Annotated in this window: 35 protein-coding genes; 33 read left to right on the forward strand and 2 right to left on the reverse strand. The window is 67.2% G+C overall.

Going from position 1 to position 25,137, the window contains the following annotated elements:
* Positions 1-2: 2 nt before the first annotated feature.
* The 26 genes from rpsS (at position 3) to CS1GBM4_RS01175 (ending at position 15,647) form a co-directional block, all read left to right on the forward strand.
* Entirely contained in the window at positions 3-281 is a 279-nt protein-coding gene (rpsS, locus tag CS1GBM4_RS01050; protein WP_186416817.1) for a 30S ribosomal protein S19, read from the forward strand.
* 3 nt (positions 282-284) lie between these two features.
* Positions 285-668 carry a 50S ribosomal protein L22 gene (rplV, locus tag CS1GBM4_RS01055; RefSeq protein ID WP_186416818.1) on the forward strand — a complete coding sequence of 128 codons (384 nt, stop codon included), beginning with the start codon at positions 285-287 and terminating at the stop codon, positions 666-668.
* A gap of 10 nt (positions 669-678) precedes the next feature.
* On the forward strand, positions 679-1,395 hold the full coding sequence (gene rpsC, locus CS1GBM4_RS01060; protein ID WP_152013680.1) for a 30S ribosomal protein S3: 717 nt from the start codon (positions 679-681) through the stop codon (positions 1,393-1,395).
* 18 nt (positions 1,396-1,413) lie between these two features.
* A complete protein-coding gene (rplP, locus tag CS1GBM4_RS01065; protein ID WP_186416819.1) occupies positions 1,414-1,827 on the forward strand; it encodes a 50S ribosomal protein L16 in 414 nt (137 codons plus the stop codon).
* Positions 1,828-1,837: 10 nt separating this feature from the next.
* Positions 1,838-2,050, forward strand: coding sequence for a 50S ribosomal protein L29 (gene rpmC / locus CS1GBM4_RS01070; protein WP_186416820.1), 213 nt, complete (start codon positions 1,838-1,840; stop codon positions 2,048-2,050).
* A gap of 13 nt (positions 2,051-2,063) precedes the next feature.
* The gene (gene rpsQ / locus CS1GBM4_RS01075; protein WP_186416821.1) at positions 2,064-2,306 is read left to right on the forward strand and encodes a 30S ribosomal protein S17; all 243 of its coding nucleotides are present in this window, start codon (positions 2,064-2,066) and stop codon (positions 2,304-2,306) included.
* A 112-nt stretch (positions 2,307-2,418) separates the two neighbouring features.
* Complete coding sequence (gene rplN, locus CS1GBM4_RS01080; protein ID WP_057193256.1) at positions 2,419-2,787, forward strand: 50S ribosomal protein L14; 369 nt, start codon at positions 2,419-2,421, stop codon at positions 2,785-2,787.
* Complete coding sequence (gene rplX / locus CS1GBM4_RS01085) at positions 2,787-3,104, forward strand: 50S ribosomal protein L24 (RefSeq protein WP_186416822.1); 318 nt, start codon at positions 2,787-2,789, stop codon at positions 3,102-3,104. The genes rplN and rplX overlap by 1 nt, the downstream gene beginning before the upstream one ends.
* On the forward strand, positions 3,097-3,663 hold the full coding sequence (gene rplE / locus CS1GBM4_RS01090) for a 50S ribosomal protein L5 (protein WP_186416823.1): 567 nt from the start codon (positions 3,097-3,099) through the stop codon (positions 3,661-3,663). Before rplX ends, rplE begins: the two co-directional genes overlap by 8 nt.
* Before the next feature lie 36 nt (positions 3,664-3,699).
* Positions 3,700-4,005 (forward strand): 30S ribosomal protein S14, encoded by a 306-nt coding sequence (gene rpsN, locus CS1GBM4_RS01095; protein ID WP_186416824.1) that lies wholly within the window; start codon positions 3,700-3,702, stop codon positions 4,003-4,005.
* Positions 4,006-4,017: 12 nt separating this feature from the next.
* Complete coding sequence (gene rpsH, locus CS1GBM4_RS01100; RefSeq protein ID WP_186416825.1) at positions 4,018-4,416, forward strand: 30S ribosomal protein S8; 399 nt, start codon at positions 4,018-4,020, stop codon at positions 4,414-4,416.
* A gap of 29 nt (positions 4,417-4,445) precedes the next feature.
* Entirely contained in the window at positions 4,446-4,979 is a 534-nt protein-coding gene (rplF, locus tag CS1GBM4_RS01105; RefSeq protein ID WP_186416826.1) for a 50S ribosomal protein L6, read from the forward strand.
* Positions 4,980-4,990: 11 nt separating this feature from the next.
* The gene (gene rplR / locus CS1GBM4_RS01110) at positions 4,991-5,353 is read left to right on the forward strand and encodes a 50S ribosomal protein L18 (RefSeq protein WP_186416827.1); all 363 of its coding nucleotides are present in this window, start codon (positions 4,991-4,993) and stop codon (positions 5,351-5,353) included.
* A gap of 133 nt (positions 5,354-5,486) precedes the next feature.
* Positions 5,487-6,050: a 30S ribosomal protein S5 gene (gene rpsE / locus CS1GBM4_RS01115; protein WP_186416828.1), complete on the forward strand. Its 564-nt coding sequence runs from the start codon at positions 5,487-5,489 to the stop codon at positions 6,048-6,050.
* A 10-nt stretch (positions 6,051-6,060) separates the two neighbouring features.
* The gene (gene rpmD, locus CS1GBM4_RS01120) at positions 6,061-6,255 is read left to right on the forward strand and encodes a 50S ribosomal protein L30 (RefSeq protein WP_186416829.1); all 195 of its coding nucleotides are present in this window, start codon (positions 6,061-6,063) and stop codon (positions 6,253-6,255) included.
* A 13-nt stretch (positions 6,256-6,268) separates the two neighbouring features.
* A complete protein-coding gene (gene rplO / locus CS1GBM4_RS01125; protein WP_186416830.1) occupies positions 6,269-6,742 on the forward strand; it encodes a 50S ribosomal protein L15 in 474 nt (157 codons plus the stop codon).
* 194 nt (positions 6,743-6,936) lie between these two features.
* Positions 6,937-8,274 (forward strand): preprotein translocase subunit SecY, encoded by a 1,338-nt coding sequence (gene secY, locus CS1GBM4_RS01130; protein WP_186416831.1) that lies wholly within the window; start codon positions 6,937-6,939, stop codon positions 8,272-8,274.
* Positions 8,274-8,855, forward strand: coding sequence for an adenylate kinase (locus CS1GBM4_RS01135; protein ID WP_186416832.1), 582 nt, complete (start codon positions 8,274-8,276; stop codon positions 8,853-8,855). The genes secY and CS1GBM4_RS01135 overlap by 1 nt, the downstream gene beginning before the upstream one ends.
* Positions 8,856-8,926: 71 nt before the next feature.
* The gene (locus tag CS1GBM4_RS01140) at positions 8,927-9,229 is read left to right on the forward strand and encodes an alkylphosphonate utilization protein (protein ID WP_186416833.1); all 303 of its coding nucleotides are present in this window, start codon (positions 8,927-8,929) and stop codon (positions 9,227-9,229) included.
* Positions 9,230-9,425: 196 nt separating this feature from the next.
* Positions 9,426-10,622 carry an ABC transporter substrate-binding protein gene (locus tag CS1GBM4_RS01145; protein ID WP_186416834.1) on the forward strand — a complete coding sequence of 399 codons (1,197 nt, stop codon included), beginning with the start codon at positions 9,426-9,428 and terminating at the stop codon, positions 10,620-10,622.
* 277 nt (positions 10,623-10,899) lie between these two features.
* On the forward strand, positions 10,900-11,268 hold the full coding sequence (gene rpsM / locus CS1GBM4_RS01150) for a 30S ribosomal protein S13 (protein WP_100962332.1): 369 nt from the start codon (positions 10,900-10,902) through the stop codon (positions 11,266-11,268).
* Between the two features lie 168 nt (positions 11,269-11,436).
* A complete protein-coding gene (gene rpsK, locus CS1GBM4_RS01155; RefSeq protein ID WP_043237079.1) occupies positions 11,437-11,826 on the forward strand; it encodes a 30S ribosomal protein S11 in 390 nt (129 codons plus the stop codon).
* Positions 11,827-11,917: 91 nt separating this feature from the next.
* Positions 11,918-12,934: a DNA-directed RNA polymerase subunit alpha gene (locus tag CS1GBM4_RS01160; RefSeq protein ID WP_186416835.1), complete on the forward strand. Its 1,017-nt coding sequence runs from the start codon at positions 11,918-11,920 to the stop codon at positions 12,932-12,934.
* Positions 12,935-13,048: 114 nt separating this feature from the next.
* Positions 13,049-13,465 carry a 50S ribosomal protein L17 gene (rplQ, locus tag CS1GBM4_RS01165; RefSeq protein WP_186416836.1) on the forward strand — a complete coding sequence of 139 codons (417 nt, stop codon included), beginning with the start codon at positions 13,049-13,051 and terminating at the stop codon, positions 13,463-13,465.
* A 124-nt stretch (positions 13,466-13,589) separates the two neighbouring features.
* Positions 13,590-14,543 (forward strand): CPBP family intramembrane glutamic endopeptidase, encoded by a 954-nt coding sequence (locus tag CS1GBM4_RS01170; RefSeq protein WP_186416837.1) that lies wholly within the window; start codon positions 13,590-13,592, stop codon positions 14,541-14,543.
* 147 nt (positions 14,544-14,690) lie between these two features.
* Positions 14,691-15,647, forward strand: a complete 957-nt coding sequence (locus CS1GBM4_RS01175) for a tripartite tricarboxylate transporter substrate-binding protein (RefSeq protein ID WP_186416838.1) — start codon at positions 14,691-14,693, stop codon at positions 15,645-15,647.
* A gap of 67 nt (positions 15,648-15,714) precedes the next feature.
* On the opposite strand, the gene CS1GBM4_RS01180 is transcribed toward CS1GBM4_RS01175, so the two are convergent.
* Positions 15,715-16,134, reverse strand: coding sequence for a BLUF domain-containing protein (locus CS1GBM4_RS01180; protein ID WP_186416839.1), 420 nt, complete (start codon positions 16,132-16,134; stop codon positions 15,715-15,717).
* A gap of 156 nt (positions 16,135-16,290) precedes the next feature.
* Here CS1GBM4_RS01180 and CS1GBM4_RS01185 point away from each other — a divergent pair, with 156 nt between their 5' ends.
* The 3 genes from CS1GBM4_RS01185 to CS1GBM4_RS01195 are packed head-to-tail and all read left to right on the forward strand — an operon-like array spanning position 16,291 to position 20,275.
* Entirely contained in the window at positions 16,291-17,721 is a 1,431-nt protein-coding gene (locus CS1GBM4_RS01185; protein WP_244606994.1) for a DegQ family serine endoprotease, read from the forward strand.
* A 1-nt stretch (position 17,722) separates the two neighbouring features.
* Positions 17,723-19,027: a replication-associated recombination protein A gene (locus CS1GBM4_RS01190; RefSeq protein WP_186416840.1), complete on the forward strand. Its 1,305-nt coding sequence runs from the start codon at positions 17,723-17,725 to the stop codon at positions 19,025-19,027.
* 42 nt (positions 19,028-19,069) lie between these two features.
* On the forward strand, positions 19,070-20,275 hold the full coding sequence (locus CS1GBM4_RS01195; protein ID WP_186416841.1) for a winged helix-turn-helix domain-containing protein: 1,206 nt from the start codon (positions 19,070-19,072) through the stop codon (positions 20,273-20,275).
* A 37-nt stretch (positions 20,276-20,312) separates the two neighbouring features.
* On the opposite strand, the gene CS1GBM4_RS01200 is transcribed toward CS1GBM4_RS01195, so the two are convergent.
* Entirely contained in the window at positions 20,313-21,641 is a 1,329-nt protein-coding gene (locus CS1GBM4_RS01200) for a hypothetical protein (RefSeq protein ID WP_186416842.1), read from the reverse strand.
* 129 nt (positions 21,642-21,770) lie between these two features.
* Between CS1GBM4_RS01200 and crcB the strand changes: the two genes are divergently transcribed.
* The 4 genes from crcB (at position 21,771) to CS1GBM4_RS01220 (ending at position 24,799) form a co-directional block, all read left to right on the forward strand.
* Complete coding sequence (crcB, locus tag CS1GBM4_RS01205; protein ID WP_186416843.1) at positions 21,771-22,154, forward strand: fluoride efflux transporter CrcB; 384 nt, start codon at positions 21,771-21,773, stop codon at positions 22,152-22,154.
* On the forward strand, positions 22,151-23,458 hold the full coding sequence (locus CS1GBM4_RS01210; protein WP_186416844.1) for an RluA family pseudouridine synthase: 1,308 nt from the start codon (positions 22,151-22,153) through the stop codon (positions 23,456-23,458). The genes crcB and CS1GBM4_RS01210 overlap by 4 nt, the downstream gene beginning before the upstream one ends.
* A 107-nt stretch (positions 23,459-23,565) precedes the next feature.
* Positions 23,566-24,057 (forward strand): hypothetical protein, encoded by a 492-nt coding sequence (locus CS1GBM4_RS01215; protein WP_186416845.1) that lies wholly within the window; start codon positions 23,566-23,568, stop codon positions 24,055-24,057.
* Between the two features lie 67 nt (positions 24,058-24,124).
* Positions 24,125-24,799: an HAD-IA family hydrolase gene (locus tag CS1GBM4_RS01220; protein ID WP_186416846.1), complete on the forward strand. Its 675-nt coding sequence runs from the start codon at positions 24,125-24,127 to the stop codon at positions 24,797-24,799.
* Positions 24,800-25,137: the final 338 nt, after the last annotated feature.

Genomic DNA, 25,137 nt, shown 5'->3' on the forward strand with positions numbered 1-25,137 from the left:
TCATGGCGCGTTCGCTTTGGAAAGGTCCGTTCGTCGACGGATACCTCCTGAAGAAGGCCGAGGTCGCCCGTACCTCGAGCCGGTCTGAAGTCATCAAGATCTGGAGCCGTCGCTCCACGATCCTGCCGCAGTTCGTCGGTCTGACGTTCGGCGTCTACAACGGCCACAAGCATGTGCCGGTGAGCGTCTCCGAGGAGATGGTGGGCCACAAGTTCGGCGAGTTCTCGCCGACGCGCACCTTCCCCGGCCACGCGGCCGACAAGAAGGCGAAGAGGAAGTAAGCCATGGGTAAGCCCTCCGCCCCCCGTGCGCTGCCCGAGAACGAGGCCAAGGCGGTGGCGCGCAATCTGCGCGTCTCCCCGCAGAAGCTGAACCTTCTCGCCCAGCTCATCCGCGGCAAGAAGGTCTCGACCGCGCTCGCCGACCTCGAGTTCTCGCGCAAGCGGATCTCGACCGATGTGCGCAAGTGCCTGCAGAGCGCGATCGCCAACGCCGAGAACAACCACGATCTCGACGTCGACGATCTGGTCGTCTCCGAGGCCTTCGTCGGCAAGGCGCTCGTCATGAAGCGCTTCCATGCCCGCGCCCGCGGCCGTGGCGCCCGCATCATGAAGCCCTTCGCCAACATCACGATCGTGGTGCGCGAAGTTCAGGCGGCCAAGGCCTGAGGAGAGAACGATGGGTCAGAAAATCAATCCGATCGGCCTTCGTCTCGGCATCAACCGGACCTGGGATTCGCGCTGGTTCGCCAGCAAGGGCGAGTACGGCAAGCTGCTGCATGAGGACATGGCGATCCGCGCCGCCCTGATGAAGCTGCTGAAGCAGGCCGCCGTCTCGAAGATCATCATCGAGCGTCCGCACAAGAAGTGCCGCGTCACCATCCACTCGGCCCGCCCGGGCGTGGTGATCGGCAAGAAGGGCGCCGACATCGAGAAGCTGCGCAAGACGGTCTCGAAGCTGACGAACGCCGACGTGACGATCAACATCGTCGAGGTGCGCAAGCCCGAGATCGACGCGACCCTGGTCGCCGACTCGATCGCCCAGCAGCTCGAGCGTCGCGTCGCCTTCCGCCGCGCCATGAAGCGCGCCGTGCAGTCGGCGATGCGTCTCGGCGCCGAGGGCATCCGCATCAACTGCTCGGGTCGCCTCGGCGGCGCCGAGATCGCGCGCCTCGAATGGTATCGCGAGGGCCGGGTGCCGCTGCACACGCTGCGTGCCGATGTCGACTACGGCGTCGCCACCGCCTTCACGACCTACGGCACGTGCGGGATCAAGGTCTGGATCTTCAAGGGCGAGATCCTCGAACACGACCCGATGGCCCAGGACAAGCGCCTCTCGGACGAGGGCGGCCGCTCCGGTGGTGAGCGCCGCGAACGTCGCGAGCAGGCTGCGTAAGGCTGATCGAGAAGAGCCATGCTGCAACCAAAGCGCACCAAGTTCCGTAAGCAGTTCAAGGGACGCATTTCCGGCGTCGCCAAGGGCGGCACGGATCTCAACTTCGGCCAGTTCGGCCTGAAGGCCCAGGAGCCGGAACGCGTCACCGCCCGCCAGATCGAGGCGGCCCGTCGCGCCATCACCCGCGCGATGAAGCGCGCGGGCCGGGTCTGGATCCGCGTCTTCCCGGACGTGCCGGTCTCGAAGAAGCCGACCGAAGTCCGCATGGGCAAGGGCAAGGGTTCGCCCGAGTTCTGGGCGGCCAAGGTCAAGCCGGGGCGGATCATGTTCGAGCTCGACGGCGTGCCGGAGGAGATCGCCCGCGAGGCGCTCCGTCTCGGCGCCGCCAAGCTGCCGATCAAGACCCGCTTCATCCAGCGCATCGCCGAGTAAGGAGGGCGAGATGAAATCGGCTCAACGCCTGTCCGACCTCAAGGTCATGAGCGCGGACCAGCTCCAGGACGAGCTCCTCAAGCTCAAGAAGGAGCAGTTCAACCTGCGTTTCCAGCGCGCCACCGGCCAGCTCGAGAACACCGCTCGGGTCACCGAGGTTCGCAAGGACATCGCCCGCATCAAGACGCTGCAGCGGTCGAAGACCGCGGCAGTGAGCGCCTGAGGAGTAGGGGACCATGCCGAAGCGCGTGCTGCAGGGCGTCGTCGTCAGCGACAAGCAAAACAAAACTGTTGTGGTCAAGGTCGAGCGGCGTTATACGCACCCGCTCCTCAAGAAGACGGTGCGCCGTTCGAAGAACTATCACGCCCATGACGAGGCGGGGTCGTTCAAGGTGGGCGACACGGTCTGGATCGAGGAGTCCAAGCCGATCTCCAAGCTGAAAAGCTGGGTTGTGCTCGACAACGCTCCCAAGGCGTAAGTCACATCTTTGAGGCCAGGGGGCGATCGACCCCCGTCAGTCGTAGTCCGGGCAGGGCAGTCACGCCTTCGCCCGGAAACCGCGCTGATACACAGATGGAAGGATCAAGGCCATGATCCAGGTGCAGACCAATCTCGAGGTCGCCGACAATTCCGGCGCCCGCCGTGTGATGTGCATCAAGGTTCTCGGCGGGTCGAAGCGGCGCTATGCCCGTATCGGCGACATCATCGTGGTTTCGATCAAGGAAGCCATTCCGCGCGGCCGCGTGAAGAAGGGCGACGTCATGAAGGCGATCGTCGTGCGCACCGCCAAGGACATCAAGCGCCCCGACGGTTCGGTGATCCGCTTCGACCGCAACGCGGCCGTGCTGATCAACAACCAGAAGGAGCCGGTGGGCACCCGTATCTTCGGACCGGTTCCGCGCGAGCTGCGCGCCAAGAACCACATGAAGATCATTTCGCTCGCTCCCGAGGTGCTGTGATGGCTGCGAAGATCAAGAAGGGCGACAAGGTCGTCGTGCTCGCCGGCCGCGACAAGGGCAAGAACGGCGAAGTGCTCCAGGTCCTGCCGAAGGACAACCGCGCGCTCGTGCGCGGCGTGAACGTGGTCAAGCGCCACACCCGCGCCAGCGGCCAGTCCGAGGGCGGCATCATCAGCAAGGAGGCCACGATCGAGCTGTCGAACCTGGCCGTCGCCGATCCCAAGGACGGCAAGCCGACCCGCGTCGGTTTCAAGGTGCTCGATGACGGCCGCAAGGTCCGTTTCGCCAAGCGTTCGGGGGATCTGATCGATGGCTGAGGTTCAGCAGGCGGCTCTTTCGCCGCGTTTGAAGAAGCATTACGAGGACGTCGTCCGTCCCGCGATGATCAAGGAATTCGGCTACAAGAACGCCATGGAAGTGCCGGCCATCGAGAAGGTCGTCATCAACATGGGCGTGGGCGAAGCCACGGCCGACCGCAAGAAGGTCGACAACGCCGCCGGCGACCTCGCGCTGATCGCGGGCCAGAAGCCGGTCATCACCAAGTCCCGCCTCGCCATCGCCGGCTTCAAGCTGCGCGAGAACATGCCGGTGGGCGCCAAGGTCACGCTGCGCAAGACCAAGATGTACGAGTTCGTCGACCGGCTCGTCACCATCGCTCTTCCGCGGGTGCGCGACTTCCGCGGTCTCAACCCGAAGTCGTTCGACGGGCGCGGCAATTTCGCGCTCGGGATCAAGGAGCACATCGTGTTCCCCGAGATCAACTACGACAAGGTCGACCAGGTCTGGGGCATGGACGTGATCGTCTGCACGACCGCCAAGTCGGATGACGAGGCGCGCGCCCTGCTCAAGCACTTCAACTTCCCGTTCCGGCAGTGAGCCCTCGGGCTCATACGCGGAAACCAGGAGATATCGATGGCTAAGAAGAGCTCCGTCGAGAAGAACAACCGCCGCAAGGCGCTCGTGAAGAAGTTCGCGGGCCGCCGCGCCCGCCTTCTCGCGATCGCCAATGACGAGAACCAGTCGATGGACGAGCGTTTCCTCGCCCGCCTGAAGCTGGCCGAACTGCCGCGCAATTCCGCCGGCATCCGCGTGCGCAACCGTTGCGAAGTCACCGGCCGCCCGCGCGCTTTCTATCGCAAGCTGAAGATGTCGCGCGTTGCTTTGCGCGAGCTCGGCAACAAGGGGCTGGTTCCCGGCCTCGTCAAGTCGAGCTGGTGAGGAGGTAAGCACATGGCGATCATCGATCCGCTCGGCGATATGCTGACCCGCATCCGCAATGCGCAGATGCGGCGCAAGTCGCGCGTCACGACCCCGGGCTCGAAGCTGCGCGCCCGCGTGCTCGACGTGCTGCAGTCGGAAGGCTACATCCGCGGCTATTCGACCACCGAGTTCGGCAATGGCCGTACCGAGTTCGACATCGAGCTGAAGTACCACGAGGGACAGCCGGTCATCCGGTCGATCTCGCGCGTGTCGAAGCCCGGCCGTCGCGTCTACTCCTCGGTCGAGACCATGCCGCGCGTGGCCGACGGCCTCGGCGTCACCATCGTCTCCACGCCCAAGGGCGTGATGTCCGATCATCTTGCCCGCGAGCAGAACGTGGGCGGCGAAGTGCTCTGCAAGGTCTTCTGACCTTCAGGCCGCTGCTCAGGAGAAATCCAATGTCTCGTATCGGTAAGAAGCCCGTCACGGTTCCCGCCGGCGTCACCGCCAACGTCACGGGCCAGCTCGTCAAGGTCAAGGGCTCGAAGGGCGAACTGTCCTTCGAGGTTCCCGAGGAGGTCTCGGTCGCTCTGGAGAACGGCGCCATCGCCGTCCAGCCGCGCTTCGAGACCAAGCGCGCCCGCGCGCTCTGGGGCACCTCGCGCGCCCGCATCAACAACCTGGTGGTCGGCACCTCCGCTGGTTTCGAGAAGAAGCTCGAGATCAACGGCGTCGGCTACAAGGCCGCGGTCGCCGGCAAGGTGCTGAAGCTCTCGCTCGGCTACAGCCACGACATCGACTACGACATCCCGGCCGGGGTGACGATCACGACGCCGAAGCCGACGGAAATCGTCGTCGCCGGCATCGACAAGCAGGTCGTCGGCCAGACCGCCGCCGAGATCCGCGAGTATCGCGGTCCCGAGCCCTACAAGGGCAAGGGCGTCAAGTACGCCGGCGAGTTCATCTTCCGCAAGGAAGGCAAGAAGAAGTAAGGACGGCAGGGATGAGCAAGCAGACAGTTGCGACTGCGCGCCGCAAGGCCCGCGTCCGCCGCGCGATCAAGGCGGTGGCCAATGGCCGCGCCCGCCTGTCGGTGCACCGCACCGGCAAGCAGATCTATGCGCAGGTCATCGACGACACGAAGGGGCTGACGCTCGCTTCGGCCTCGTCGCTCGACAAGGACATCCGCGCCGACATCAAGTCGGGCGCGAATGTCGAGGCCGCGGCGCGGATCGGCAAGATCATTGCCGAGCGCGCCATCAAGGCCGGCGTCAAGGAGGTCGTGTTCGACCGTGGCGCCTATATGTACCATGGCCGCGTCAAGGCGCTGGCCGAGGCCGCTCGCGAAGGCGGGCTGAGCTTCTGATCGGTTGATACCGCGGGATGCGGGAGGCCTCACCGGCTTCCCGCATGTCGCATTTGGAAAGCCGCTCCATTCCGGGGCGCTCGAGCGAGCGGCGGGTCGTGATCGGCACCGTCCGCGCAAGTAAGAGGAAGACATGGCGAGAGAACCTCGTGACCGTCAGGATCGCGAAGAGCGCGATTCCGAATTCGTGGACCGCCTGGTCCACATCAACCGCGTCGCCAAGGTGGTGAAGGGCGGCCGTCGCTTCGGCTTCGCGGCGCTCGTCGTCGTCGGCGACCAGAAGGGCCGCGTCGGCTTCGGCCACGGCAAGGCCCGCGAGGTGCCCGAGGCGATCCGCAAGGCGACGGAAGCCGCCAAGCGCGGCCTGGTCCGCATCCCGCTGCGCGAAGGCCGCACGCTGCATCACGACGTCCAGGGCCGTCACGGCGCCGGCAGGGTCGTGCTGCGCGCAGCCCCGGCCGGTACCGGCATCATCGCCGGCGGCCCGATGCGCGCCGTCTTCGAGGCGGTCGGCATGCAGGACGTGGTCTCGAAGTCGCTCGGCTCGTCGAACCCGTACAACCTCGTGCGCGCCACCTTCGACGCGCTGAAGAACGAGGATTCGCCGCGCAGCGTCGCCGCGCGCCGCTCGCTCAAGGTTTCGGCCCTGCAGACCCGCCGCCGCGATGCCGGCGCGGATGCCGGCGCGGACGCGTGAGGAGGGCTCGATGGCCAAGGCTGAGAAGACCCTCACCGTCGAGCAGATCGGTTCGCCGATCCGCCGCGACGCCGCCCAGCGCCAGACCCTGATCGGTCTCGGCCTGAACAAGATCCGCCGCCGCTCGACCCTGCAGGACACGCCCGCCGTGCGTGGCATGGTCGAGAAGGTCAAGCACCTCGTCCGCGTCGTCGACGCGAAGTGAGGAGGGGCGAACCATGAAACTCACTGACATTCGTGACAACGAAGGCGCCGCCAAGTCGCGCATCCGCGTCGGCCGCGGCATCGGCTCCGGCAAGGGCAAGACCGGCGGGCGCGGCGTCAAGGGCCAGAAGGCCCGCGCCGGCGTGGCGGTCAAGGGCTTCGAGGGCGGCCAGATGCCGCTCTATCGGCGCCTGCCGAAGCGCGGCTTCCACAACCTGTTCGCCCGCGAGCTGAACGAGGTCAATCTCGGCCGCATCCAGCAGGCCGTCGAGGCCGGCAAGCTCGAGGGCACCGTGACCATCGAGTCGCTGGTCGCTGCCGGCGTGATCTCGAAGGCGGCGCGCGACGGCGTCAAGATCCTCGGCAATGGCGAGCTCAAGGTGAAGCTCGCCTTCGAGGTGGCCGGCGCGTCGAAGGCCGCCGTCGAGGCGATCGAAAAGGCGGGCGGCACGGTCAAGATCCTGGCGGCCGACGCTTCACAGGCGTGACTTCCACGCCTACATGACTCATGCGAGCGGCGGCCGGGCCCGAAGCCTTGGCCGCCGTTCGCCTGTCTGGCGCTTCCGTTCGCACGATCGGATCTCGCGCTGCGACAGAATCGCCGAGCATGTTCGCATCGCGAAAGTGGTACGGACGTGTGCGGAACATGTTCTAGACCAGACTTCACCCAAGGACCGGACGCATGGCATCGGCGGCTGAACAGCTTGCGGCAAACCTGAACTTCGGCGCGCTGGCGAAGGCGGACGAGCTGAAGAAGCGGATCTGGTTCACGCTCGGGGCGCTGATCGTCTACCGGCTCGGCACCTATGTCCCGCTGCCCGGCATGAATCCGGATGCGGTGGCCGATCTGTTCAAGCAGACCCAGTCCGGCGTGCTCGGCCTGTTCAACATGTTCTCGGGCGGCGCGGTCGGCCGGCTCGCGATCTTCGCGCTCAACATCATGCCGTACATCTCGGCCTCGATCATCATCCAGCTGCTCTCCAGCGTGGTGCCGACCTTCGAGGCGCTGAAGAAGGAAGGCGAGCAGGGCCGCAAGATCCTCAACCAGTATACGCGCTATCTCACCCTCGTGCTGGCGCTGTTCCAGGCCTGGGGCATCGGCGTGGGCCTTCAAGGCTCGGGCAATCTCGTGCTCGAACCGGGGCCGTTCTTCCTGGTCTCGACCACGATCACCCTGGTCGGCGGCACCATGTTCCTGCTCTGGCTCGGCGAGCAGATCACCAGCCGCGGCATCGGCAACGGCACGTCGATGATCATCTTCGCCGGCATCATCGCCGAGTTCCCGGCCCAGCTGGCGCAGACGCTGGAGCTCGGCCGCCAGGGCGCGATCTCGACCGGCCTGCTGCTGCTCGTGATGGTGATGGCGGTCTGCGTCATCGCCTTCGTGGTCTTCGTCGAACGCGCCCAGCGGCGCCTGCTGATCAACTATCCGAAGCGCCAGGTCGGCAACCGCATGTATGAGGGCCAGACCTCGTTCCTGCCGCTGAAGCTCAACACCGCCGGCGTGATCCCGCCGATCTTCGCCTCGTCGCTGCTCCTGCTGCCGACGACGATCGCCAGCTTCAGCCAGGCCTCGGGCGGCACCGGCTTCCTGGCGACGCTGGCGACCTATCTGGCGCATGGCCGGCCGCTGTTCATGCTCCTCTATGCGGCGCTGATCATCTTCTTCTGCTTCTTCTACACCGCGATCGTGTTCAACCCGGTCGAGACCGCGGACAACCTCAAGAAGCATGGCGGCTTCATGCCCGGCATCCGTCCGGGCGAGCGCACCGCCGAGCATATCGACCGGGTGCTGACCCGCATCACCGTGCTCGGCGCCGCCTATTTGACTATCGTCTGCTTGATCCCCGAGTTCATGATCACCTATGCCCAGATTCCGATCATCCTGCTCGGCGGCACCTCGCTGCTGATCGTGGTGACGACGACGATGGACACGGTGGCTCAGGTCCATGGTCATCTGCTGGCCCATCAGTACGAGGGCCTGGTCAAGAAGGCGAAGCTGAGGGGGGCGAGGCGCTGATGAGGCTGATTTTCCTGGGACCGCCCGGGGCGGGGAAGGGTACTCAGGCGACGCGGATCGTCGCGAAGCACGGCATTCCGCAGCTTTCGACCGGCGACATGCTTCGCGCCGCCGTGGCGGCGGGCACGCCGGTCGGCCTCAAGGCGAAGGCGGTGATGGATGCGGGCGGGCTGGTCTCGGACGAGATCGTCATCGGCATCGTCGCCGACCGCATCGAGGAGCCCGACGCGAAGAAGGGCTTCATCCTCGACGGTTTCCCGCGCACCCTGGCGCAGGCCGAGGCGCTCGACGCCATGCTGGCGCAGAAGGGGCTGAAGCTCGACAAGGTGCTGGAGCTCAGGGTCGACCAGGACAAGCTCGTCGACCGCATCGTGCGCCGCGCCGAGGACGCCCGGGCGGCCGGGCAGCCGGTGCGCAAGGACGACGACCCGGAGGTGTTCAAGACCCGGCTCGCGGCCTACAACCGCGACACGGCGATCGTCGCTCCCTATTACGAGAAGCGCGGCCAGCTGACCCCGATCGACGGCATGCAGCCGATCGACCAGGTCGCGGCGGCGATCGAGCAGGCGCTGGCGGGCTGAACCGGTCAGCGATGACAGCCGGATGCCGCGCGGGCTCTGCCGCGCGGCTTTTTTCATGATGGAGCAGGCCCATGGCCAATGGCGACGACGATTACGTCTATGACGAGGCGACCGGCGAATGGCGCCCGGCCGCCGAGATGGCTGCGGCCGCGGCGCAGAAGCCCGAGGTCCGCGACGCCTCCGGCAACATCCTCGCCGACGGCGATGCGGTGACGCTGATCAAGGACCTCAAGGTCAAGGGCGCCAACCAGACCCTGAAGCAGGGCACGGTGATCCGCTCCATCCGGCTGACGGACAATCCCGAGGAGATCGACTGCCGTCACGAGAGCATCAAGGGGCTGGTGCTGCGCACCGAGTTCGTGCGCAAGCGCTGAGTCGCGGCTGCCGGCGCAGTGCGGATTTTCGCCGCCGCGGGGGCGATTTCGCGCTCCGCTGCCGCGATTGACACATCTTCTCCCACCGACTGAACTCGCCCCAGGCCATGACGGCCGAGACAGGGAGCGGCGGCGGCCTCGGGCCGGTGGCGTGCGCCATCGCCGGCCGGCCGACTCCCGAGACCGGGAGGAGAGCATGAAACGGGTTGCTTGCCTTGTGGCGGCCGCGCTGCTGGCGGCTGCGCCGAGCGCGCGGGCGCAGGATGCGGCCAAGATCGGCATCCTCAACGACCAGTCGGGCACCTATGCCGAGTTCGGCGGCCTCGGCTCGGTCGAGGCGGCGAAGCTGGCGATCGAGGATTTCGGCGGCTCCGTGCTGGGCAGGCCGATCGAGCTCGTCGCCGCCGACCACCAGAACAAGCCCGACGTCGCCGCCGGGCTGGCGCGGCGCTGGTATGACGTCGACGGCGTCACCGCCATCGCCGACCTGACCAATTCGGCGGTCGCGCTCGCGGTCGCCGGGATAGCCAGGGAGAAGCAGAAGGTCGCGCTCTACAACGGGCCGGCGACGACGCGGCTGTTCAACGAGGACTGCTCCGCGACCGGTTTCATGTGGACCTTCGACACCGCGACATCGGCCAAGGGCACGGCGCTGTCGATCCTGCGCGAGGGCGGCGACAGCTGGTACATCATCGCGGCCGACTACGCCTTCGGGCACCAGCTGACGGCCGATATCGAGGCGATCGTCGCGGCCAATGGCGGCAAGACGCTCGGCACCGTGCGGGCGCCGCTCTCGACCCCGGACTTCTCCTCCTTCCTGCTGCAGGCGCAGGCCTCCAAGGCCAAGATCGTCGCCTTCGCCAACGCCGGCACCGACACGATCAACTCGATCAAGCAGGCCGGCGAGTTCGGCCTCGTCGATAGCGGCCAGAAGCTCGCCGCCATGGTCGTGGTGCTGAGCGACGTGCACGGGCTCGGCCTCGACAAGGCCAAGGGCCTGATCACCACCAGCGCCTATTATCACGACGCCGACAAGCCGAGCCGCGCCTTCGCCGATCGCTACATGGCGCGCACCGGGAAGATGCCCGGCATGATCCAGGCCAGCGTCTATTCCTCGGTGTCGCATTATCTCAGGGCGGTGAAGGCGGCCGGGACGGCGGCGGGCCCGGCGGTGGCGGCCAAGATGAAGGAGCTGCCGGTCGAGGACTTCTTCGCTCCCGGCGCCAGGATCCGCGAGGACGGCCGGCTGATGAACGACATGCTGCTGGTCGAGGCGAAGGCGCCCTCGGAGTCGAAGGCGGCCTGGGACTACTTCAAGGTGGTCCGCAAGATCCCGGCGGCGGAGATCATCGCGCCGCTGTCGCAGAGCAAGTGCCCGCTGGTGAAGAAATAGGGGATCGCCTTCTCCCGCAAGGGGAGAAGGGAAGGGCAGCCTTGCCGGTCTTGGCATGTTTCTTGGGTGCGATGGGTTGACTCGTTGCACCCGACCCTTTAACGAGCCGCCATCCGGTTTCATATGAGCGATGCCGTTGCCTTCGCGAGAAGGGACGACGTCGCATTCTCGCATGGATCGGGTTCAGTGCTCCGCAAGGGCCGGCCTCCACCGGACGCGGAGTTATCGTCATTGCTGCGGCGCCCGGCGTCGCGGCCGACATGGAGAGGTGAAGACCATGGCTCGTATCGCGGGCGTCAACATTCCGACCGGCAAGCGCGTCGTCATCGGCCTGCAGTACATTCACGGCATCGGCGCCCACAAGGCCAAGGAGATCTGCGAGAAGGTCGGCATCGCCGCCGAGCGCCGGGTCAACCAGCTGACCGACGCCGAGGTGCTGCAGATCCGCGAGACGATCGACCGCGACTATCTCGTCGAGGGCGATCTGCGCCGCGAGGTCTCGATGAACATCAAGCGCCTGATGGATCTCGGCTGCTATCGCGGCCTGCGCCATCGCCGCTCGCTGCCGGTGCGCGGCCAGCGCACCCACACCAACGCCCGCACCCGCAAGGGCAAGGCGAAGCCGATCGCCGGCAAGAAGAAGTGAGGATTGCCTGAGGCGATCCTCATCCTCGGGCCTGACCCGGGGATTCCGTCGTGGAGGGCGCGTTCCCGCGCCTTCTTTTGAAAGAGATGCTCGGGTCAAGCCCGGGCATGACGTTCTCTCCCCAGCGCCTGGCATCACGGGCGCGCCTGAAGGATGAAAGAAAGAGATATGGCCAAGGAAGCCCAGCGCGTCCGTCGTCGCGAACGCAAGAACATCGTCTCCGGCGTCGCGCATGTGAACGCCTCGTTCAACAACACCATGATCACCATCACCGACGCGCAGGGCAACACGATCTCGTGGTCGTCCGCCGGCACGATGGGCTTCAAGGGCTCGCGCAAGTCGACCCCCTACGCCGCCCAGGTCGCGGCCGAGGACGCCGCCCGCAAGGCCGCCGAGCACGGCATGCGCACCCTCGAGGTCGAGGTCACCGGTCCGGGTTCGGGCCGCGAGTCGGCGCTGCGCGCGCTGCAGGCCGCCGGCTTCACCGTCACCTCGATCCGCGACGTGACCCCGATCCCGCACAATGGCTGCCGGCCGCGCAAGCGCCGCCGCGTCTAAAGCCACGCCGGATCGAAGCGGCGCCCGCAGGGGCGGGCGCCGGTACGGGGCGGCCCGCCGCCGCCATTATTGAAGCACCAGGAGTGCGGTCGTGATCAGCAAGAACTGGCAGGATCTGTCCAAGCCGAACAAGCTCGAAGTCAAGGTCGGAGACGACCCGAAGCGTCAGGCCACCGTGATCGCGCGCCCGCTCGAGCGCGGCTTCGGCATGACGCTCGGCAACGCGCTGCGTCGCGTGCTGCTCTCCTCGCTGCAGGGCGCGGCCGTGACCGCCGTCCAGATCGACGGCGTGCTGCATGAGTTCTCCTCGATCCCGGGCGTGCGCGAGGACGTCACCGACATCGTCCTCAACATCAAGGCGGTCGCGCTCAAGATGCAGGGCGAGGGCCCCAAGCGCATGACCCTGCGCAAGACCGGCCCCGGCGTCGTGACCGCCGGCGACATCAACACCATCGGCGACGTCTCGATCCTCAACCCCGAGCTCGTGCTCTGCACGCTCGACGAGGGCGCCGAGATCCGCATGGAGTTCACGGTCAACACCGGCAAGGGCTATGTCCCGTCCGAGCAGAACCGTCCGGAGGACGCGCCGATCGGCCTGATCCCGGTCGACAGCCTCTACTCGCCGGTCAAGAAGGTGTCCTACCGCGTCGAGAACACCCGCGAGGGCCAGAATCTCGACCGCGACATGCTGACCATGCAGATCGAGACCAACGGTTCGGTCTCGCCCGAGGACGCGCTGGCGCTCGCCGCCCGCATCCTGCAGGACCAGCTCGCCGTCTTCATCACCTTCGAGGAGCCGCGCAAGGAAGAGGCCGTCTCGACCGCGCCGCAACTGCCGTTCAACCCGGCCCTGCTCAAGAAGGTCGACGAGCTCGAACTCTCCGTGCGCTCGGCGAACTGCCTGAAGAACGACAACATCGTCTATATCGGCGACCTGATCCAGAAGTCGGAGGGCGAGATGCTGCGCACCCCGAACTTCGGCCGCAAGTCGCTGAACGAGATCAAGGAAGTGCTCGCCACCATGGGCCTCCATCTCGGCATGGACGTGCAGGGCTGGCCCCCGGAGAACATCGAAGAGCTGGCGAAGCGCTTCGAAGAGCACTACTGAGGCAAGACGGCGCAGGCGTCCGCCTGCGCCTTCCGGCCCGGCGTGAGGTCACGCCGGAGCATAAAGAACGGCCGTTCCGTGGCACGGCGGCCGTAAGCAACGAAGGAGCCAACCATGCGTCACGGTTTCCGCGGTCGTCGTTTCAACCGCACCGCCGAGCATCGCCAGGCGATGTTCGCCAATCTCGCTCAGGCGCTGATCAAGCACGAGCAGATCACCACCACTTTGCCCAAGGCCAAGGACCTGCGCCCGGTCGTCGAGAAGCTGATCACGCTCGGCAAGCGCGGCGACCTGCACGCCCGCCGCCAGGCGATCGCGCAGATCAAGGACGTCGCGCTGGTCGGCAAGCTCTTCGCGGTGCTCGGCCCGCGCTACAAGGAGCGCAATGGCGGCTACACCCGGATCATGAAGGCGGGCTTCCGCTTCGGCGACAACGCCCCGCTCGCGGTGATCGAGTTCGTCGATCGCGACGTCGATGCCAAGGGCCAGGATTCGGGTCCGGTCCAGGTGGCGGACGAGCAGGCGGCCTGAGCGTCTCGAGGCATCCAGCTTATGAAAGGGCGGTCTTCGGGCCGCCCTTTTTTGTTGCCCGGGCCTGACATGCGGAGCTTCGGTGGGTATACTAATACGAGTGGACTCGATTCTGGATATACAGATGCGGGAAAGCCGTTTTGCCACCTATGTCGATCTGGCCCGCAATGGGAAGAACGCGCCGTGGCGCATCATTCTCGCGGTCGCGATCATTGCCCTCGTCTGGGCCGCGGCGTCCATCGCCTCGCTTGTCGCGGGCGTCGCCGTTATCCTGGCTCGAGGAGGGGAGTGGCCGTTCGGCCTCGACGAGGTCCTCGAAGCCTTCGACTACAGGGCGCTGCTCGCCGATCCGGTCGGAATAGCCGCCTTTCTGCTGTCGGTCGCCTCGCTCTGGGCTGGCGTGTGGCTGGTGATACGGCTCGTCCACAAGCGACGCATTCGCGACCTGCTCGGCGTCGAGCGCCGGTTGTACTGGCCCGATTTCACAAGAAGCACCATCGTGACCCTGGCCGTCGGAATTGCCACGGCTCCGCTCGCCCTGCTCATCGATCCGACGGTCACGCGCGGGAGTCTCAGCCTGTCCGACTGGCTTGCGGCGATGCCGTTTCTGCTCGTCGCCCTGTTTCTCCAGACCTCCGCAGAGGAGATCGCCTTTCGCGGCTATCTCCAGCAGACTCTGGCAGCGCGCTTCGCAACGCCGCTCGCCTGGCTCCTCATGCCGGCAACGCTCTTCACGCTCCTGCACTGGCAAGGCGGAGCTTCGACCGCCATGAACCTGGCAGGGCTGTTCATCATCCTCGGGTTCTCGTTGAGCATGAGCTGGCTTCTGATCGCGACCGGAAACCTGGCGGCGGCCATGGGAGCGCATTTCGGAAACAACATCGGCGCGCTCATGATCATGTCCTACTATCCCGAGCTCGGGGCTGCGGCGCTGTTCACGGGGCGCTCTGTCAGCGACCCGGGCTGGACGTCGGGCCAGGCGGTCATGTTCGCTCTGTACGGCGTTCTGATCGTGGCGGTGACGCAGTTCCTGCTCTTGCACCGAGCCTCGCCGGTGCGGCTGCGCTCATTGCCATAGCGACAACGGCCGCGGCCGCGATTGCTGCCGGAGATTGTTGCGCCCGCTCGCGCTTTTGGCGGCGCCGGGCCGGTGCTAGCCTGCTGCTCCGCCCAGGCAGGGCGGCACGGCGCCGCCATCGAACAGGCCCGGCAATGGGGGAAAGACATGAAGCGCGTCGTCCTGGCCCTCCTGGCCGCCATCTCCGTCCTGCCGGCCGAGGCGCAGGACAAGTATCCGTCGAAGCCGATCAACATGCTGGTGCCGTTCGCGGCCGGCGGCTCCTCGGACGTGATCGCCCGGCTCGTCGGCGAGGAGATGAGCCAGGTGCTCGGCCAGCGCATCGTGATGGAGAATATGGGCGGGGCGGGGGGCGCGACCGCGCTGACGCGGGCGGCGAGGGCCGAGCCCGACGGCTACACCATCGTGATCGGCAACAGCGGCACCAACGCCGCTTCCTACACGATCTACAACGACCTGAAATACACGCCGGCCGACTTCGTGCCGATCGGCCTCGTCGCCAAGACTTCGCCGATGATCGCGCTGAAGCTCGACTTCCCGGCCAAGGACCTCAAGGAGTTCCTCGCCTATGCCAGGGCGAACCCCGGCAAGATCAGCCTCGGCCATGCCGGCGTCGGCTCGTCCAACTACCTGATCTGCCGCAACTTCCTGAAGGCGTCCGGCCTGGACGTGGCGCTGGTGAGCTATCGCGGCGCCGGTCCGGCGCTGAACGACCTGATGGGCGGGCAGATCGACGGCGTCTGCGACGCCGCGACCTCGCTCTCCGGGGCGATCCAGGGCAACAAGGTCAAGGCGCTGGTGGTGGCGACGCCGCAGCGGCTGCCGAGCCTGCCCGATGTGCCGACCTCGACCGAGGCCGGGCTGCCGGCCTTCCAGGCGCAGGGCTGGAACGCGCTGTTCGCGCCGAAAGGCACGCCGCAGCCGGTGATCGACCGGCTGAACCAGGCATTGCGCACGGCGCTCGCCAGCGAGAAGCTGCATGCGCGCTTCAAGGAGCTGTCCTCGGTGCTGCCCTCGAGCGACGAGATGTCGCCGGAATTCGTCGCGAAGATGGTCCCGTCCGAGATCGAGCGGTACAAGGTGCTGCTCAGCGACGGCAAGTGAGCCCCAGCTCACGCATCCGGAGCAAACCGTTCAGGCGCAGAGGCTGCCGCCATGTCATCGCGGCAGGCTAAGCGCGGGGAGCGTAGAGCTCGCCCGCGAGATCGAGCAGCACGTCGAGCGGCTGCTCGAAGATCTCGGTCTCCGGCGAGACGCCGTAGAGCCCGAAGATGAACTGGGTCGTCTCGTCGCGCTCGGCGAAGGCCATCGCCCAGCCGGCAAAGCGCCGCTCGTCGATGATGTCCTGCGCCAGCAGGCGCAGGTCGGCATGGCGCGGATCGGCCATGATCCGGCCATAGGTTTCCGCGACATGCTCGGCTTCGCCCTCGAGAATCTGGGCGAAGCCGCCGGGAGTCGCCATCAGGAAACCCGTGACGTGCCTCTCGGCATTGAGCTGCCGCGCCGTTTCGAGAATGCGCGCGAGCTCGACCCGTCGATCCGCCTCGACGAGTCGGCTGCGGCTGGCATAAACAAGGCGCACAAGGCTCACATCATTGCTCCCGTCGAAGGGCAGGGCGGGGTGTTCGCCGCCCGGAACAGGACCACGCAATGCGTGTTTCCGTGATGATCCGGGACGCTGCCGCGGGGAAAAGGTTCAGGAACTCAACCGCCAAGGCAGCAATTTTGTTTCAAGGAGGAGATCGGCATGCGCCGTTCCATCATGCCGAACCGCAGCCGTCTCGTCGCCCTGGCCCTCGGCCTCGGGCTTTCGGCGGGCCTGCACGCGCCGGCGCCGGCCCAGCCCAGACAGGTGCCCGAGACACGCCAGCAGATCACGCTGTCCTTCGCCCCCGTCGTGCAGAAGACGGCGCCCTCTGTCGTCAACGTCTACGGCGCCCGCGTCGAGCGGCGGCCGCAGAACCCGTTCATGGACGATCCGTTCTTCCGCCGCTTCTTCGGCGACGGCGGCTTCGGCCTGCCGCGCGAGCAGGTGCAGCGCTCGCTCGGCTCGGGCGTGATCGTCGATGCAGCCGGGCTGGTCGTCACCAACAACCACGTCATCCAGAACATGACCGAGGTGAAGGTGGCGCTCGCCGACAAGCGCGAATACGAGGCCGAGATCGTGCTGCGCGACCCGCGCACCGACCTCGCCGTGCTCAGGGTCAAGGGCGCCAGGGACCTCGCGGCGATCGAGCTCGGCGATTCCGACGCGCTGCAGATCGGCGACCTCGTGCTCGCGATCGGCAACCCGTTCGGCGTCGGCCAGACGGTGACGCAGGGCATCGTCTCGGCGCTGGCCCGCACCCAGGTCGGGGTCGGCGACGCCCAATCGTTCATCCAGACCGACGCGGCGATCAACCCCGGCAATTCCGGCGGCGCGCTGGTCGACATGCAGGGCCGGCTCACCGGCATCAACACCGCGATCTTCTCGCGCTCGGGCGGCAGCCACGGCATCGGCTTCGCGATTCCCTCGGCGATGGTGCGCGTCGTCGTCGAGAGCGCCAAGTCCGGCGCGGTGCTGGTCCGCCGGCCCTGGTTCGGGGCGCGGCTGCAGGCGCTCACCCAGGAGGTCGCCGACGGGCTCGGGCTCGACCGCCCGGCGGGATCGGTCGTCGCCAGCGTGGTCGAGAAGGGGCCGGCGGCGGAGGGCGGGCTGAAGCGCTCGGACGTGATCCTCGCGATCGACGGCGTCGCGGTCGACGATCCCGAGGGCTTCGGCTATCGCTTCGCCACGCGCCCGCTCGGGGGCACGACACAGCTCACCGTGCTGCGCGGCGGCAAGCGCATCACCATCCCCGTCAAGCTGACGCCGGCGCCGGAGACGCGTCCGCGCGAGCCGGTCAAGGTCGGCGGACGCTCGCCCTTCACCGGGCTGACGGTGATGAACCTGTCGCCGGCCGTGGCCGAGGAATTGTCGATCGACCCGTCGACCGAGGGCGTGGTGGTGGCGATGATCGAGGAGAACAGCGCCGCCGCCCGCGTCGGCTTCCAGAAGGGCGACCTCGTCCTCGCCATCAACGGCGAGCGCATCAACGCCTCGCGCGACATCGAGCTGGCGACGCGCGAGCGCAAGCGCGCCTGGGAGGTGACGATCTCGCGCAACGGCCAGACCGTGACCTCGGTCTTCGGCGGTTGAGGTGACCGACCTCTTCTCCGCTTCCGGCCTCGACAGATCCGGCCCGCGCCCGCTGGCCGACCGGGTGCGGCCGACGACGCTCGGGGAGGTCGCCGGTCAGGACCATCTGACCGGCGAGGACGGCGTGCTGACGCGGCTGATCGCCTCGGGCTCGCTCGGCAGCCTGATCTTCTGGGGCCCGCCCGGAACCGGCAAGACGACCGTGGCGCGCCTGCTCGCCGGCGCGACCGATCTCGGCTTCGAGCAGATCAGCGCGATCTTCTCCGGCGTCGCCGATCTGAAGAAGGCCTTCGACGCCGCCCGCGGCCGCCGTCTCGGCGGCAAAGGCACCTTGCTGTTCGTCGACGAGATCCACCGCTTCAACCGGGCCCAGCAGGACGCCTTCCTGCCGGTGATGGAGGACGGCACCATCACCCTGGTCGGCGCCACCACCGAGAATCCATCCTTCGCGCTCAACGCGGCGCTGCTCTCGCGCGCCCGCGTGCTGACCTTCAAGGCGCTCGACGAAGGCGCGCTGCTGTTCCTGCTCGGCCGGGCCGAGACGCTGGAGAACCGCGAGCTGCCGCTGACGCCGGAGGCGCGCCTCGCGCTGGCGCGCTTCGCCGACGGCGACGGACGGGCGGTGCTGACCCTGGCCGAGGAGATCTGGCGCGCCGCCAAGCCGGGCGAGATCTTCGACGAAGCGGGCCTCGGCGAGGTGATCCAGCGCCGCGCGCCGATCTACGACAAGGCGCAGGACGGCCACTACAACCTGATCTCGGCGCTGCACAAGACGATCCGCGGCTCCGATCCCGACGCCGCGCTCTACTATTTCGCCCGCATGCTCGACGCCGGCGAGGATCCGCGCTTCCTGGCGCGGCGGCTGGTGCGCATGGCGGTCGAGGATATCGGCCTCGCCGATCCGCAGGCTTTGGTGCATGCGCGCGCCGCCGCCGAGACCTATGAGCAACTCGGCTCGCCCGAGGGCGAGCTCGCCCTGGCCAATTCGGTGATCTATCTCGCCACCGCGCCGAAATCGAACGCGGCCTATGTCGCCTTCAAGGCGGCGACGAGCGTCGCCAAGCAGGCCGGCTCGCTGATGCCGCCCAAGACCATCCTGAACGCGCCGACCAAGCTGATGAAGAGCGAGGGCTACGGCGCCGACTACGCCTATGACCACGACGCCCCCGACGCCTTCTCCGGCCAGGACTACTGGCCGGAGGCGCTCGGCCGCCAGCACTTCTACGACCCGCCGGAGCGCGGCTTCGAGCGCGAGATCCGCAAGCGGCTGGAGTGGTGGGAGAAGCTGCGGCAGGAGCGATCTTAGTTTTGTGGCGCTAATTTATATCTATTGATCTAGGGAATTTCTATGAATATTCAAGATAGAAAGCCAACTTATAGCGAATATCAAGATTCTACTTTAAAAGTATTGATGCGATATCCCGGTGGAGCGCATATTCGAATTATTGAACGGGAAGTGGCTGCGGATTTGAAGCTGAGCAGCCACCAGCTCAGTTTAAGGCACTATAACGATCCTCGGTCTGATTTTCAGTATCGTCTAGCTTGGGCTAGAACTCGCCTAAAGCAAGATGGGCTCGTTAAGATCGTTTCTCGTGGTATTTGGGCGCTTACCGAGGCGGGTCTTCGTTCGCTTGATTTAAGTAACAGCGTACAGCACGGCATTTTTGATGAGTTTGAAGTTCCTGCTGTCGCTGCCCCGCTTCCGGGAATGGACTGGACGGCCGAGGTTGTAACTGGGCTTCTTACGCCGGCCCCGCCTGTCACCTCGCTATCCTCACGCGAGGAGAACGAGTTAAGGTCACTATTGCCGCCGCTGGTTGATGCTGCGCGCGACTTGGTTGGAATGCTCCAGGGGGCTAGGTCGAATTCTGCTCAGCGTATTGCGCCTGTAGCTGAGAGATACTTTGCTGCTGTTTCTCAGCCACCCGAGACATTCTCGATTGACGGTATGTTTGCAGCTGGTGTCAGGCTCCGAAACGCCCAGCATCGACTTGCGCTGGAGGTCGCGGAAGAAGGATTTCCGGATCTAAGTGCGGAGATCGGGGAGGCTTTTGACAGCACCCTTGGACTTCATGGTCCGTGTTTGCTTGGAACTACCCGAGGTAATGAGCTGGTTCGGCGCGCGCGCGAAGATGTACGTAGCCGGTCGGATGAAATTGAGTTCAAAGCACAGGCTGAAGAGTTCGCCGCAAAACTGCGGGTTGCGCGCAATTTGGTCACGCCAGCGGGCAAAGAGCTCATGGAACAGGTTTCCGCCGAAGTTGGGTCTGGCCCCCAGCCTGAGCGGTCTACGGCGGTGGCTGAGGCAACCACGCAGACGCTGCTCGTCAAAATGGCCAAGGTGACTATAGCAGAAATAACCAAAGAGTCCTTTAAGTCGAGTGTTATAGGGGGAGCTAGCGTTGCCTTCGGGTCGGCGCTGTTTAATGCTTCAACTCAATTTTTCACAGGAAATGCTGATCAGTTAAAATTGTTGGCGGCTGCAACTGGAGAGAGTCTTTCTTGGCTTCCTCATTTTCTGAATTGGGTCAAATTGAAACTGAGTGCGCGATAGTTTTCATTTATTTTTAGAGTGTTACATTGCGTTTCTTCTAAAAACTGCGCTCCACGAAGATCTGCGTCGAGATCTGCCGTCCCGCCAGCCCGACCGGGATCTCGCGGCCGCTGAGCGCGATCTTCGCCCAGGCGAGCGAGCTCTCGATGCCGGCCTTGAAGCCCTCGACCGGGGTCCAGACCAGATTGGCGGCGAAGCGGTCGATCCTGATGTCGCCGCGGATCTGACCGGGCAGCGGCACCTCGAGCCAGTAGCGGCTGAGATAGGCGTTGCTGGCGAGCTCGTCGGTCCATTCGTAGCGGGCGGAGACGAGCGCCGAGAAGCCGCGCGTGGCATCGCTGGGCAGGAGCACGCGGCTGACGGTGCGCGCGTCGAGCTGCGAGCCGATATAGGGCGCGCCATCGATCGCGCCGGCCATCTGGGCCGTCAGGCTGCCGGTGCGCCCGAGCAGCGTGGTCTCGTAGGTCGCGCCGAGAATGCCGGCCCGGCCGAAGCGGGCGGGCGTCCCCGGGATCTCGCGTAGCGCGAGCGCGCCATGCACGGTCCAGCCGCCCTGCTCATAGACCAGCCGGCCGACCGCGTCCGGAATCCGCCGGCCGGACGGGACCGGCGCGGTCGAGGCCGTGTTGCCGAGCGCCGGGTCCTCCAGGGCGAGCGTCGCGGTCCAGCTCTCGGTCAGCGGCACTTCCAGCGCGATGAGGCCGACGGTGCGCGAGGGCACGCGCGTCGAGAAGATGAACTCGTCGCCGGTCCAGAACGAGAATCGCGAGCTGTCGAGCCCGAAGGTCCAGGGGCCGACCAGGATCGTCGCCTCGTCGATCGTGGTCTCGCTGCTGCCGTCGACCGGGCCGTAGATCGTGAAGCCGAAGGCGGTGCCGATGCGCAGGCCCGAGGCGAGCTCGTGCGAGGTCGCGATGCGGAAGGCGGCGCTGACCGGGAAGGAGGTCGCGTCGGGCGGCGCCGGCGGGCCGAGGCGCGAGCCGCGGATGGAATCGCGCTGGAGGCCGGCGCTGACCGTGCCCGAGATCGCAAGGCAGGTGGCCGAGCCGGGCAGGACGAGGCCACGCTCGGGCGGGTCCTCGTCGTCGTCCTCGTCCTCGTCCGCGTCGTCGCTGTCCTCCTCCGCCTCGTCCTCGCCCGATGCCGCCGGTTCGGCGGGGGCGGCGGCGAAGAGCGGGGCGGGCTCGGGAAGCGCGATGGTGCAGGCCCGCGCGAAGCTCGCGGCGGGGGGCGCGCGGGAGGGCAGGGGCTCCGGCGCGGCGAGCGCGGCCTGCGCGAGGAGAGCGAGGCAGAATCCGGACGGCAGCGCATGCCACCGGAGCGCCGCGCCGATCCGTTCGCCTCCGGAATCTGAATCACATGCCATCGGCGCGGCGCCCCCCTGCCGGTCGCTGTTTCTGCCGTTCACGCGGGCGGCAAGTCAATCAGGCGCGGCGCGGGCGGGACGGCGGCGATTTCGTTTGTGCCGGCAGGGCGCGCTGGCTATTGCAGGCGGATGATCGCGACCTTCCTCGTCTTCCTCGGCGCCGGCATCGGCGGCGTGCTCCGGCACGGCGTCAACCTCGCCGCGCTGAAATGGCTCGGCGCCTCGTTCCCCTACGGCACGATGGCGATCAACATCGTCGGCTCCGGCGCGATGGGGCTTATCGCCGGCTGGTTCGCCTTCAGGATCGGCGAGGGCTGGAGCCAGCACCTCAGGCTGTTCCTCACCACGGGCATCCTCGGCGGCTTCACCACCTTCTCGGCCTTCTCGCTCGACGCGATGCTGCTCTGGGAGCGCGGCGAGATGGTGCCGGCGGCGTGCTACGTGCTCGGCTCGGTCCTGCTGTCGCTGCTGGCGCTGGCCGCGGGATTATCCATCGTGCGGGGGCTGACATGAGAACCGGCGGCAAGGGAACCGGCGGCCCCCCGCGCGGCAACGGCCCCAAGCGCGGCGGCAGACCGCCTGCCTCCGGCGCGCCGAAGGGCCGGCGCCCGAGCCATGATGCGCGCCGCTCGGCCCGCGCCGCGGCGAGGCCGCGCCCGGCGGAGGAAGGGGTCGTTCACACCGAGCCGACGCGCGACCCGAAGCCCCATCATCCTGCGCCGAGGTCGGCGGGACCGCGCAAGCCCGCGACGCGCAAGCCGCCGATCGCGGATGCGCCGACGCGCGCCGAGGTCAAGGCCGCGACCGCGCAGGTGCTCTCCACCGGCGTGCAGCAGCTGGTGGTGACGCCGGACGAGAACGAGATGCGCATCGACCGCTTCCTGGAGGCGCGCTTCCCGCAGCTTTCCTTCAGCCATATCCAGCGCATCGTCCGGAAGGGCGAATTGCGCGTCGACGGCAAGCGCGCCGACAGCAAGGACAGGCTGGCGGCCGGCCAGACCGTGCGCATCCCGCCGCTGAAGCTCGAGCAGCAGGCGGAGCGCCCGCGCTCGGCCAGGCTCGACGCCGACACGATCGGCTTCCTGCGCTCGATCACGCTCTACGAGGACGAGGACGTGATGGTCCTCAACAAGCCGGCGGGGCTGGCCGTGCAGGGCGGCTCCGGCACCACGAAGCATGTCGACGGCATGCTGGCGGCGCTGACCGGCAAGGACGGGCAGAAGCCGCGCCTCGTCCACCGGCTCGACAAGGACACGGCCGGCTGCCTTGTCATCGCCAAGTCGCGCTTCGCGGCCGCGACGCTGGCCAAGACCTTCCGCTCGCGCTCGGCCCGCAAGGTCTACTGGGCGCTGGTCGCCGGCGTGCCGCGCGTGCGCCAGGGAAGGATCTCGACCTATCTCGCCCGCGAGGAAGCCTATGACGGCGACCAGCGCATGGCCGTGGCCCAGCATGGCGAGGAGGGCGCCATGCACGCGGTGACCTATTACGCCGTGGTCGAGACCGCGGCGCAGAAGCTGGCCTGGCTCTCGCTGAAGCCGGTCACCGGCCGCACCCACCAATTGCGCGCCCACACCACCCATATCGGGCACCCGATCGTCGGCGACCCCAAATATTTCAACATCCTGAACTGGGAATTGCCGGGCGGCATCCAGAACAAGCTGCACCTGCTCGCCCGGCGGATTGTGCTGCCGCATCCGCGCGGCAAGGGCACGATCGACGTCAGCGCGCCGCTGCCGCCGCATATGCGCCAGAGCTGGAACCTGCTCGGCTTCGACGACGCGCCCTATGATCCGATCGTCGAGGCGCCTGACGAGTGAGACCGGGTGCAACGGAAAGTTGCGTGACCTCAGGTCAGAACACTTGCGGAACAAAGCGCGTTATGTTCTAAGTTTGTTCCTGTGAATTCCAGCACGGGAGGCTTTCCATGATGCGCATTGCCTTACTTGCCGCCGGCCTCGCTCTCTCCTGTTCCTCCGCGGCCCTCGCTCAGGCGCAACCGGCATCGGCCGCGCCGCCGCCCGCCGCCACCGACGAGCCGGTGCCGCGCGCCGCCCGCGCCGAGGCCCGGCGCGACTGCTATGCCGAGAACGTCGCGCTTTCGGGCGAGGATCTGCGCCGCGCCATGCGCAGCTGCATGCAGGAACGCTTTCCGGGCGTGAAGCTCTATGCCAGCGACGGGCTGACCCGCGACGGCAAGCCGACCGCGGCGACGGCGCGGGCCGTCTGCAAGCAGGAGGCCGATGCGCGCGGGCTGGCCGGCGCGGAGCGTACCTCGGCGCTGGTCGCCTGCTTCAACGGCAAGCGTCCGGACCTCGCCCAGCGCGCCGAGTGCCGCAAGGAGGCCCGAGCCAGGGGGCTCGACGGCGAGGCGCTGCGTGCCGCGCTCGCCGGCTGCGCCCGCAGCCGTGAAGGCTGAGGCGCTGCATGAGGCCCCTGCGCCGCTGGCGATGGCGGCGGCCCGCCATCTCCTGTAGAGCGCCGGCATGGACCTCGTCATCTTCGACCTCGACGGCACGCTGATCGATTCCGAAGCGATCATCCTCGGCGCCCAGTACGAGACCTTCGCGCGCTGCGGGCGCAGCCACCCCGGCCGCGAGGCGGGTCTCGGCGTCATCGGCCTGACGCTCGACATCGCGCTGATGCGGCTGGCAGGGCTGGCCGAGCCGGACGATGTGCTGACCGAGACCTACAGGCAGGTGTTCAACGGCATGCGCCAGCAGGCGGAGAGCGACCCGGCCCTGGCCGAACCGCTGTTTCCCGGCGTCGTCGACCTGCTCGCGGGGCTGTCGCGGCGGCCGCGGACGCTGCTCGGCATCGCCACCGGCAAGTCGCGGCGCGGCGCCGACTACATCGTCGAGCGCCATGGCTGGGGGAAGCTGTTCACGACGGTCCAGACCGCGGACGACGCGTTCTCGAAGCCGCATCCGGAGATGATCCTGCGGGCGATGGCCGAGACGGGCGCCGCGCCGGAGCGCACGCTGATGGTGGGCGACAGCACATTCGACATGGAGATGGCCGTGGCGGCCGGCGTGACGCCGGTCGCGGTCTCCTGGGGCTTCCAGCCGGTGGCGGCTCTGCGCGCGGCCGGGGCGCGGCATGTGATCGAGGATTGCGCCGAGCTCGTCCCGCTGATCGGCGCCGCGCAGCTGGTGGCGTAGCCCGCTTTTCCGGTCGGATTCGAGCGGGCGGAAGCCCTCGCGCGCCGCCGGGAGGCGGAGCATGGTCTCGTCGCGAGGGCGGGTCCCGCTCTCGCGGACCAGTCTCCAGAGACGGAGCCGGGCCTTCGGCGGCGGCATCGGCCGAGCCGTTCGGGCATGGCGCATGCGCTCGCCCTGCGGCCACCCGCCACCGCAGCCGCCGGCCGGCGCCCCGGAGCCGGATAACCGCCGCGGCGGGATGGCGGCATCGTTCCGGTCGTCGGGAACCGCGACGGAGCACTGGCCGGCCGCTCGTGCCATGACCGCACGGCGCGTCTCGGTAATCTCCGCGCAACCAC

Source organism: Allobosea sp. CS1GBMeth4, assembly GCF_900185715.1.
In the GTDB taxonomy this organism is placed as follows: Bacteria; Pseudomonadota; Alphaproteobacteria; order Rhizobiales; family Beijerinckiaceae; genus Allobosea.

What these genes read in the sequence shown, in the direction of transcription:
- rpsS (WP_186416817.1), top strand. Translation starts at nt 3, where the DNA reads ATGGCGCGTTCGCTTTGGAAAGGTCCGTTCGTCGACGGATACCTCCTG.
- rplV (WP_186416818.1), top strand. Translation starts at nt 285, where the DNA reads ATGGGTAAGCCCTCCGCCCCCCGTGCGCTGCCCGAGAACGAGGCCAAG.
- rpsC (WP_152013680.1), top strand. Translation starts at nt 679, where the DNA reads ATGGGTCAGAAAATCAATCCGATCGGCCTTCGTCTCGGCATCAACCGG.
- rplP (WP_186416819.1), top strand. Translation starts at nt 1,414, where the DNA reads ATGCTGCAACCAAAGCGCACCAAGTTCCGTAAGCAGTTCAAGGGACGC.
- rpmC (WP_186416820.1), top strand. Translation starts at nt 1,838, where the DNA reads ATGAAATCGGCTCAACGCCTGTCCGACCTCAAGGTCATGAGCGCGGAC.
- rpsQ (WP_186416821.1), top strand. Translation starts at nt 2,064, where the DNA reads ATGCCGAAGCGCGTGCTGCAGGGCGTCGTCGTCAGCGACAAGCAAAAC.
- rplN (WP_057193256.1), top strand. Translation starts at nt 2,419, where the DNA reads ATGATCCAGGTGCAGACCAATCTCGAGGTCGCCGACAATTCCGGCGCC.
- rplX (WP_186416822.1), top strand. Translation starts at nt 2,787, where the DNA reads ATGGCTGCGAAGATCAAGAAGGGCGACAAGGTCGTCGTGCTCGCCGGC.
- rplE (WP_186416823.1), top strand. Translation starts at nt 3,097, where the DNA reads ATGGCTGAGGTTCAGCAGGCGGCTCTTTCGCCGCGTTTGAAGAAGCAT.
- rpsN (WP_186416824.1), top strand. Translation starts at nt 3,700, where the DNA reads ATGGCTAAGAAGAGCTCCGTCGAGAAGAACAACCGCCGCAAGGCGCTC.
- rpsH (WP_186416825.1), top strand. Translation starts at nt 4,018, where the DNA reads ATGGCGATCATCGATCCGCTCGGCGATATGCTGACCCGCATCCGCAAT.
- rplF (WP_186416826.1), top strand. Translation starts at nt 4,446, where the DNA reads ATGTCTCGTATCGGTAAGAAGCCCGTCACGGTTCCCGCCGGCGTCACC.
- rplR (WP_186416827.1), top strand. Translation starts at nt 4,991, where the DNA reads ATGAGCAAGCAGACAGTTGCGACTGCGCGCCGCAAGGCCCGCGTCCGC.
- rpsE (WP_186416828.1), top strand. Translation starts at nt 5,487, where the DNA reads ATGGCGAGAGAACCTCGTGACCGTCAGGATCGCGAAGAGCGCGATTCC.
- rpmD (WP_186416829.1), top strand. Translation starts at nt 6,061, where the DNA reads ATGGCCAAGGCTGAGAAGACCCTCACCGTCGAGCAGATCGGTTCGCCG.
- rplO (WP_186416830.1), top strand. Translation starts at nt 6,269, where the DNA reads ATGAAACTCACTGACATTCGTGACAACGAAGGCGCCGCCAAGTCGCGC.
- secY (WP_186416831.1), top strand. Translation starts at nt 6,937, where the DNA reads ATGGCATCGGCGGCTGAACAGCTTGCGGCAAACCTGAACTTCGGCGCG.
- CS1GBM4_RS01135 (WP_186416832.1), top strand. Translation starts at nt 8,274, where the DNA reads ATGAGGCTGATTTTCCTGGGACCGCCCGGGGCGGGGAAGGGTACTCAG.
- CS1GBM4_RS01140 (WP_186416833.1), top strand. Translation starts at nt 8,927, where the DNA reads ATGGCCAATGGCGACGACGATTACGTCTATGACGAGGCGACCGGCGAA.
- CS1GBM4_RS01145 (WP_186416834.1), top strand. Translation starts at nt 9,426, where the DNA reads ATGAAACGGGTTGCTTGCCTTGTGGCGGCCGCGCTGCTGGCGGCTGCG.
- rpsM (WP_100962332.1), top strand. Translation starts at nt 10,900, where the DNA reads ATGGCTCGTATCGCGGGCGTCAACATTCCGACCGGCAAGCGCGTCGTC.
- rpsK (WP_043237079.1), top strand. Translation starts at nt 11,437, where the DNA reads ATGGCCAAGGAAGCCCAGCGCGTCCGTCGTCGCGAACGCAAGAACATC.
- rplQ (WP_186416836.1), top strand. Translation starts at nt 13,049, where the DNA reads ATGCGTCACGGTTTCCGCGGTCGTCGTTTCAACCGCACCGCCGAGCAT.
- CS1GBM4_RS01170 (WP_186416837.1), top strand. Translation starts at nt 13,590, where the DNA reads ATGCGGGAAAGCCGTTTTGCCACCTATGTCGATCTGGCCCGCAATGGG.
- CS1GBM4_RS01175 (WP_186416838.1), top strand. Translation starts at nt 14,691, where the DNA reads ATGAAGCGCGTCGTCCTGGCCCTCCTGGCCGCCATCTCCGTCCTGCCG.
- CS1GBM4_RS01185 (WP_244606994.1), top strand. Translation starts at nt 16,291, where the DNA reads ATGCGCCGTTCCATCATGCCGAACCGCAGCCGTCTCGTCGCCCTGGCC.
- CS1GBM4_RS01195 (WP_186416841.1), top strand. Translation starts at nt 19,070, where the DNA reads ATGAATATTCAAGATAGAAAGCCAACTTATAGCGAATATCAAGATTCT.
- CS1GBM4_RS01200 (WP_186416842.1), bottom strand. Translation starts at nt 21,641, where the DNA reads ATGGCATGTGATTCAGATTCCGGAGGCGAACGGATCGGCGCGGCGCTC.
- crcB (WP_186416843.1), top strand. Translation starts at nt 21,771, where the DNA reads ATGATCGCGACCTTCCTCGTCTTCCTCGGCGCCGGCATCGGCGGCGTG.
- CS1GBM4_RS01210 (WP_186416844.1), top strand. Translation starts at nt 22,151, where the DNA reads ATGAGAACCGGCGGCAAGGGAACCGGCGGCCCCCCGCGCGGCAACGGC.
- CS1GBM4_RS01215 (WP_186416845.1), top strand. Translation starts at nt 23,566, where the DNA reads ATGATGCGCATTGCCTTACTTGCCGCCGGCCTCGCTCTCTCCTGTTCC.
- CS1GBM4_RS01220 (WP_186416846.1), top strand. Translation starts at nt 24,125, where the DNA reads ATGGACCTCGTCATCTTCGACCTCGACGGCACGCTGATCGATTCCGAA.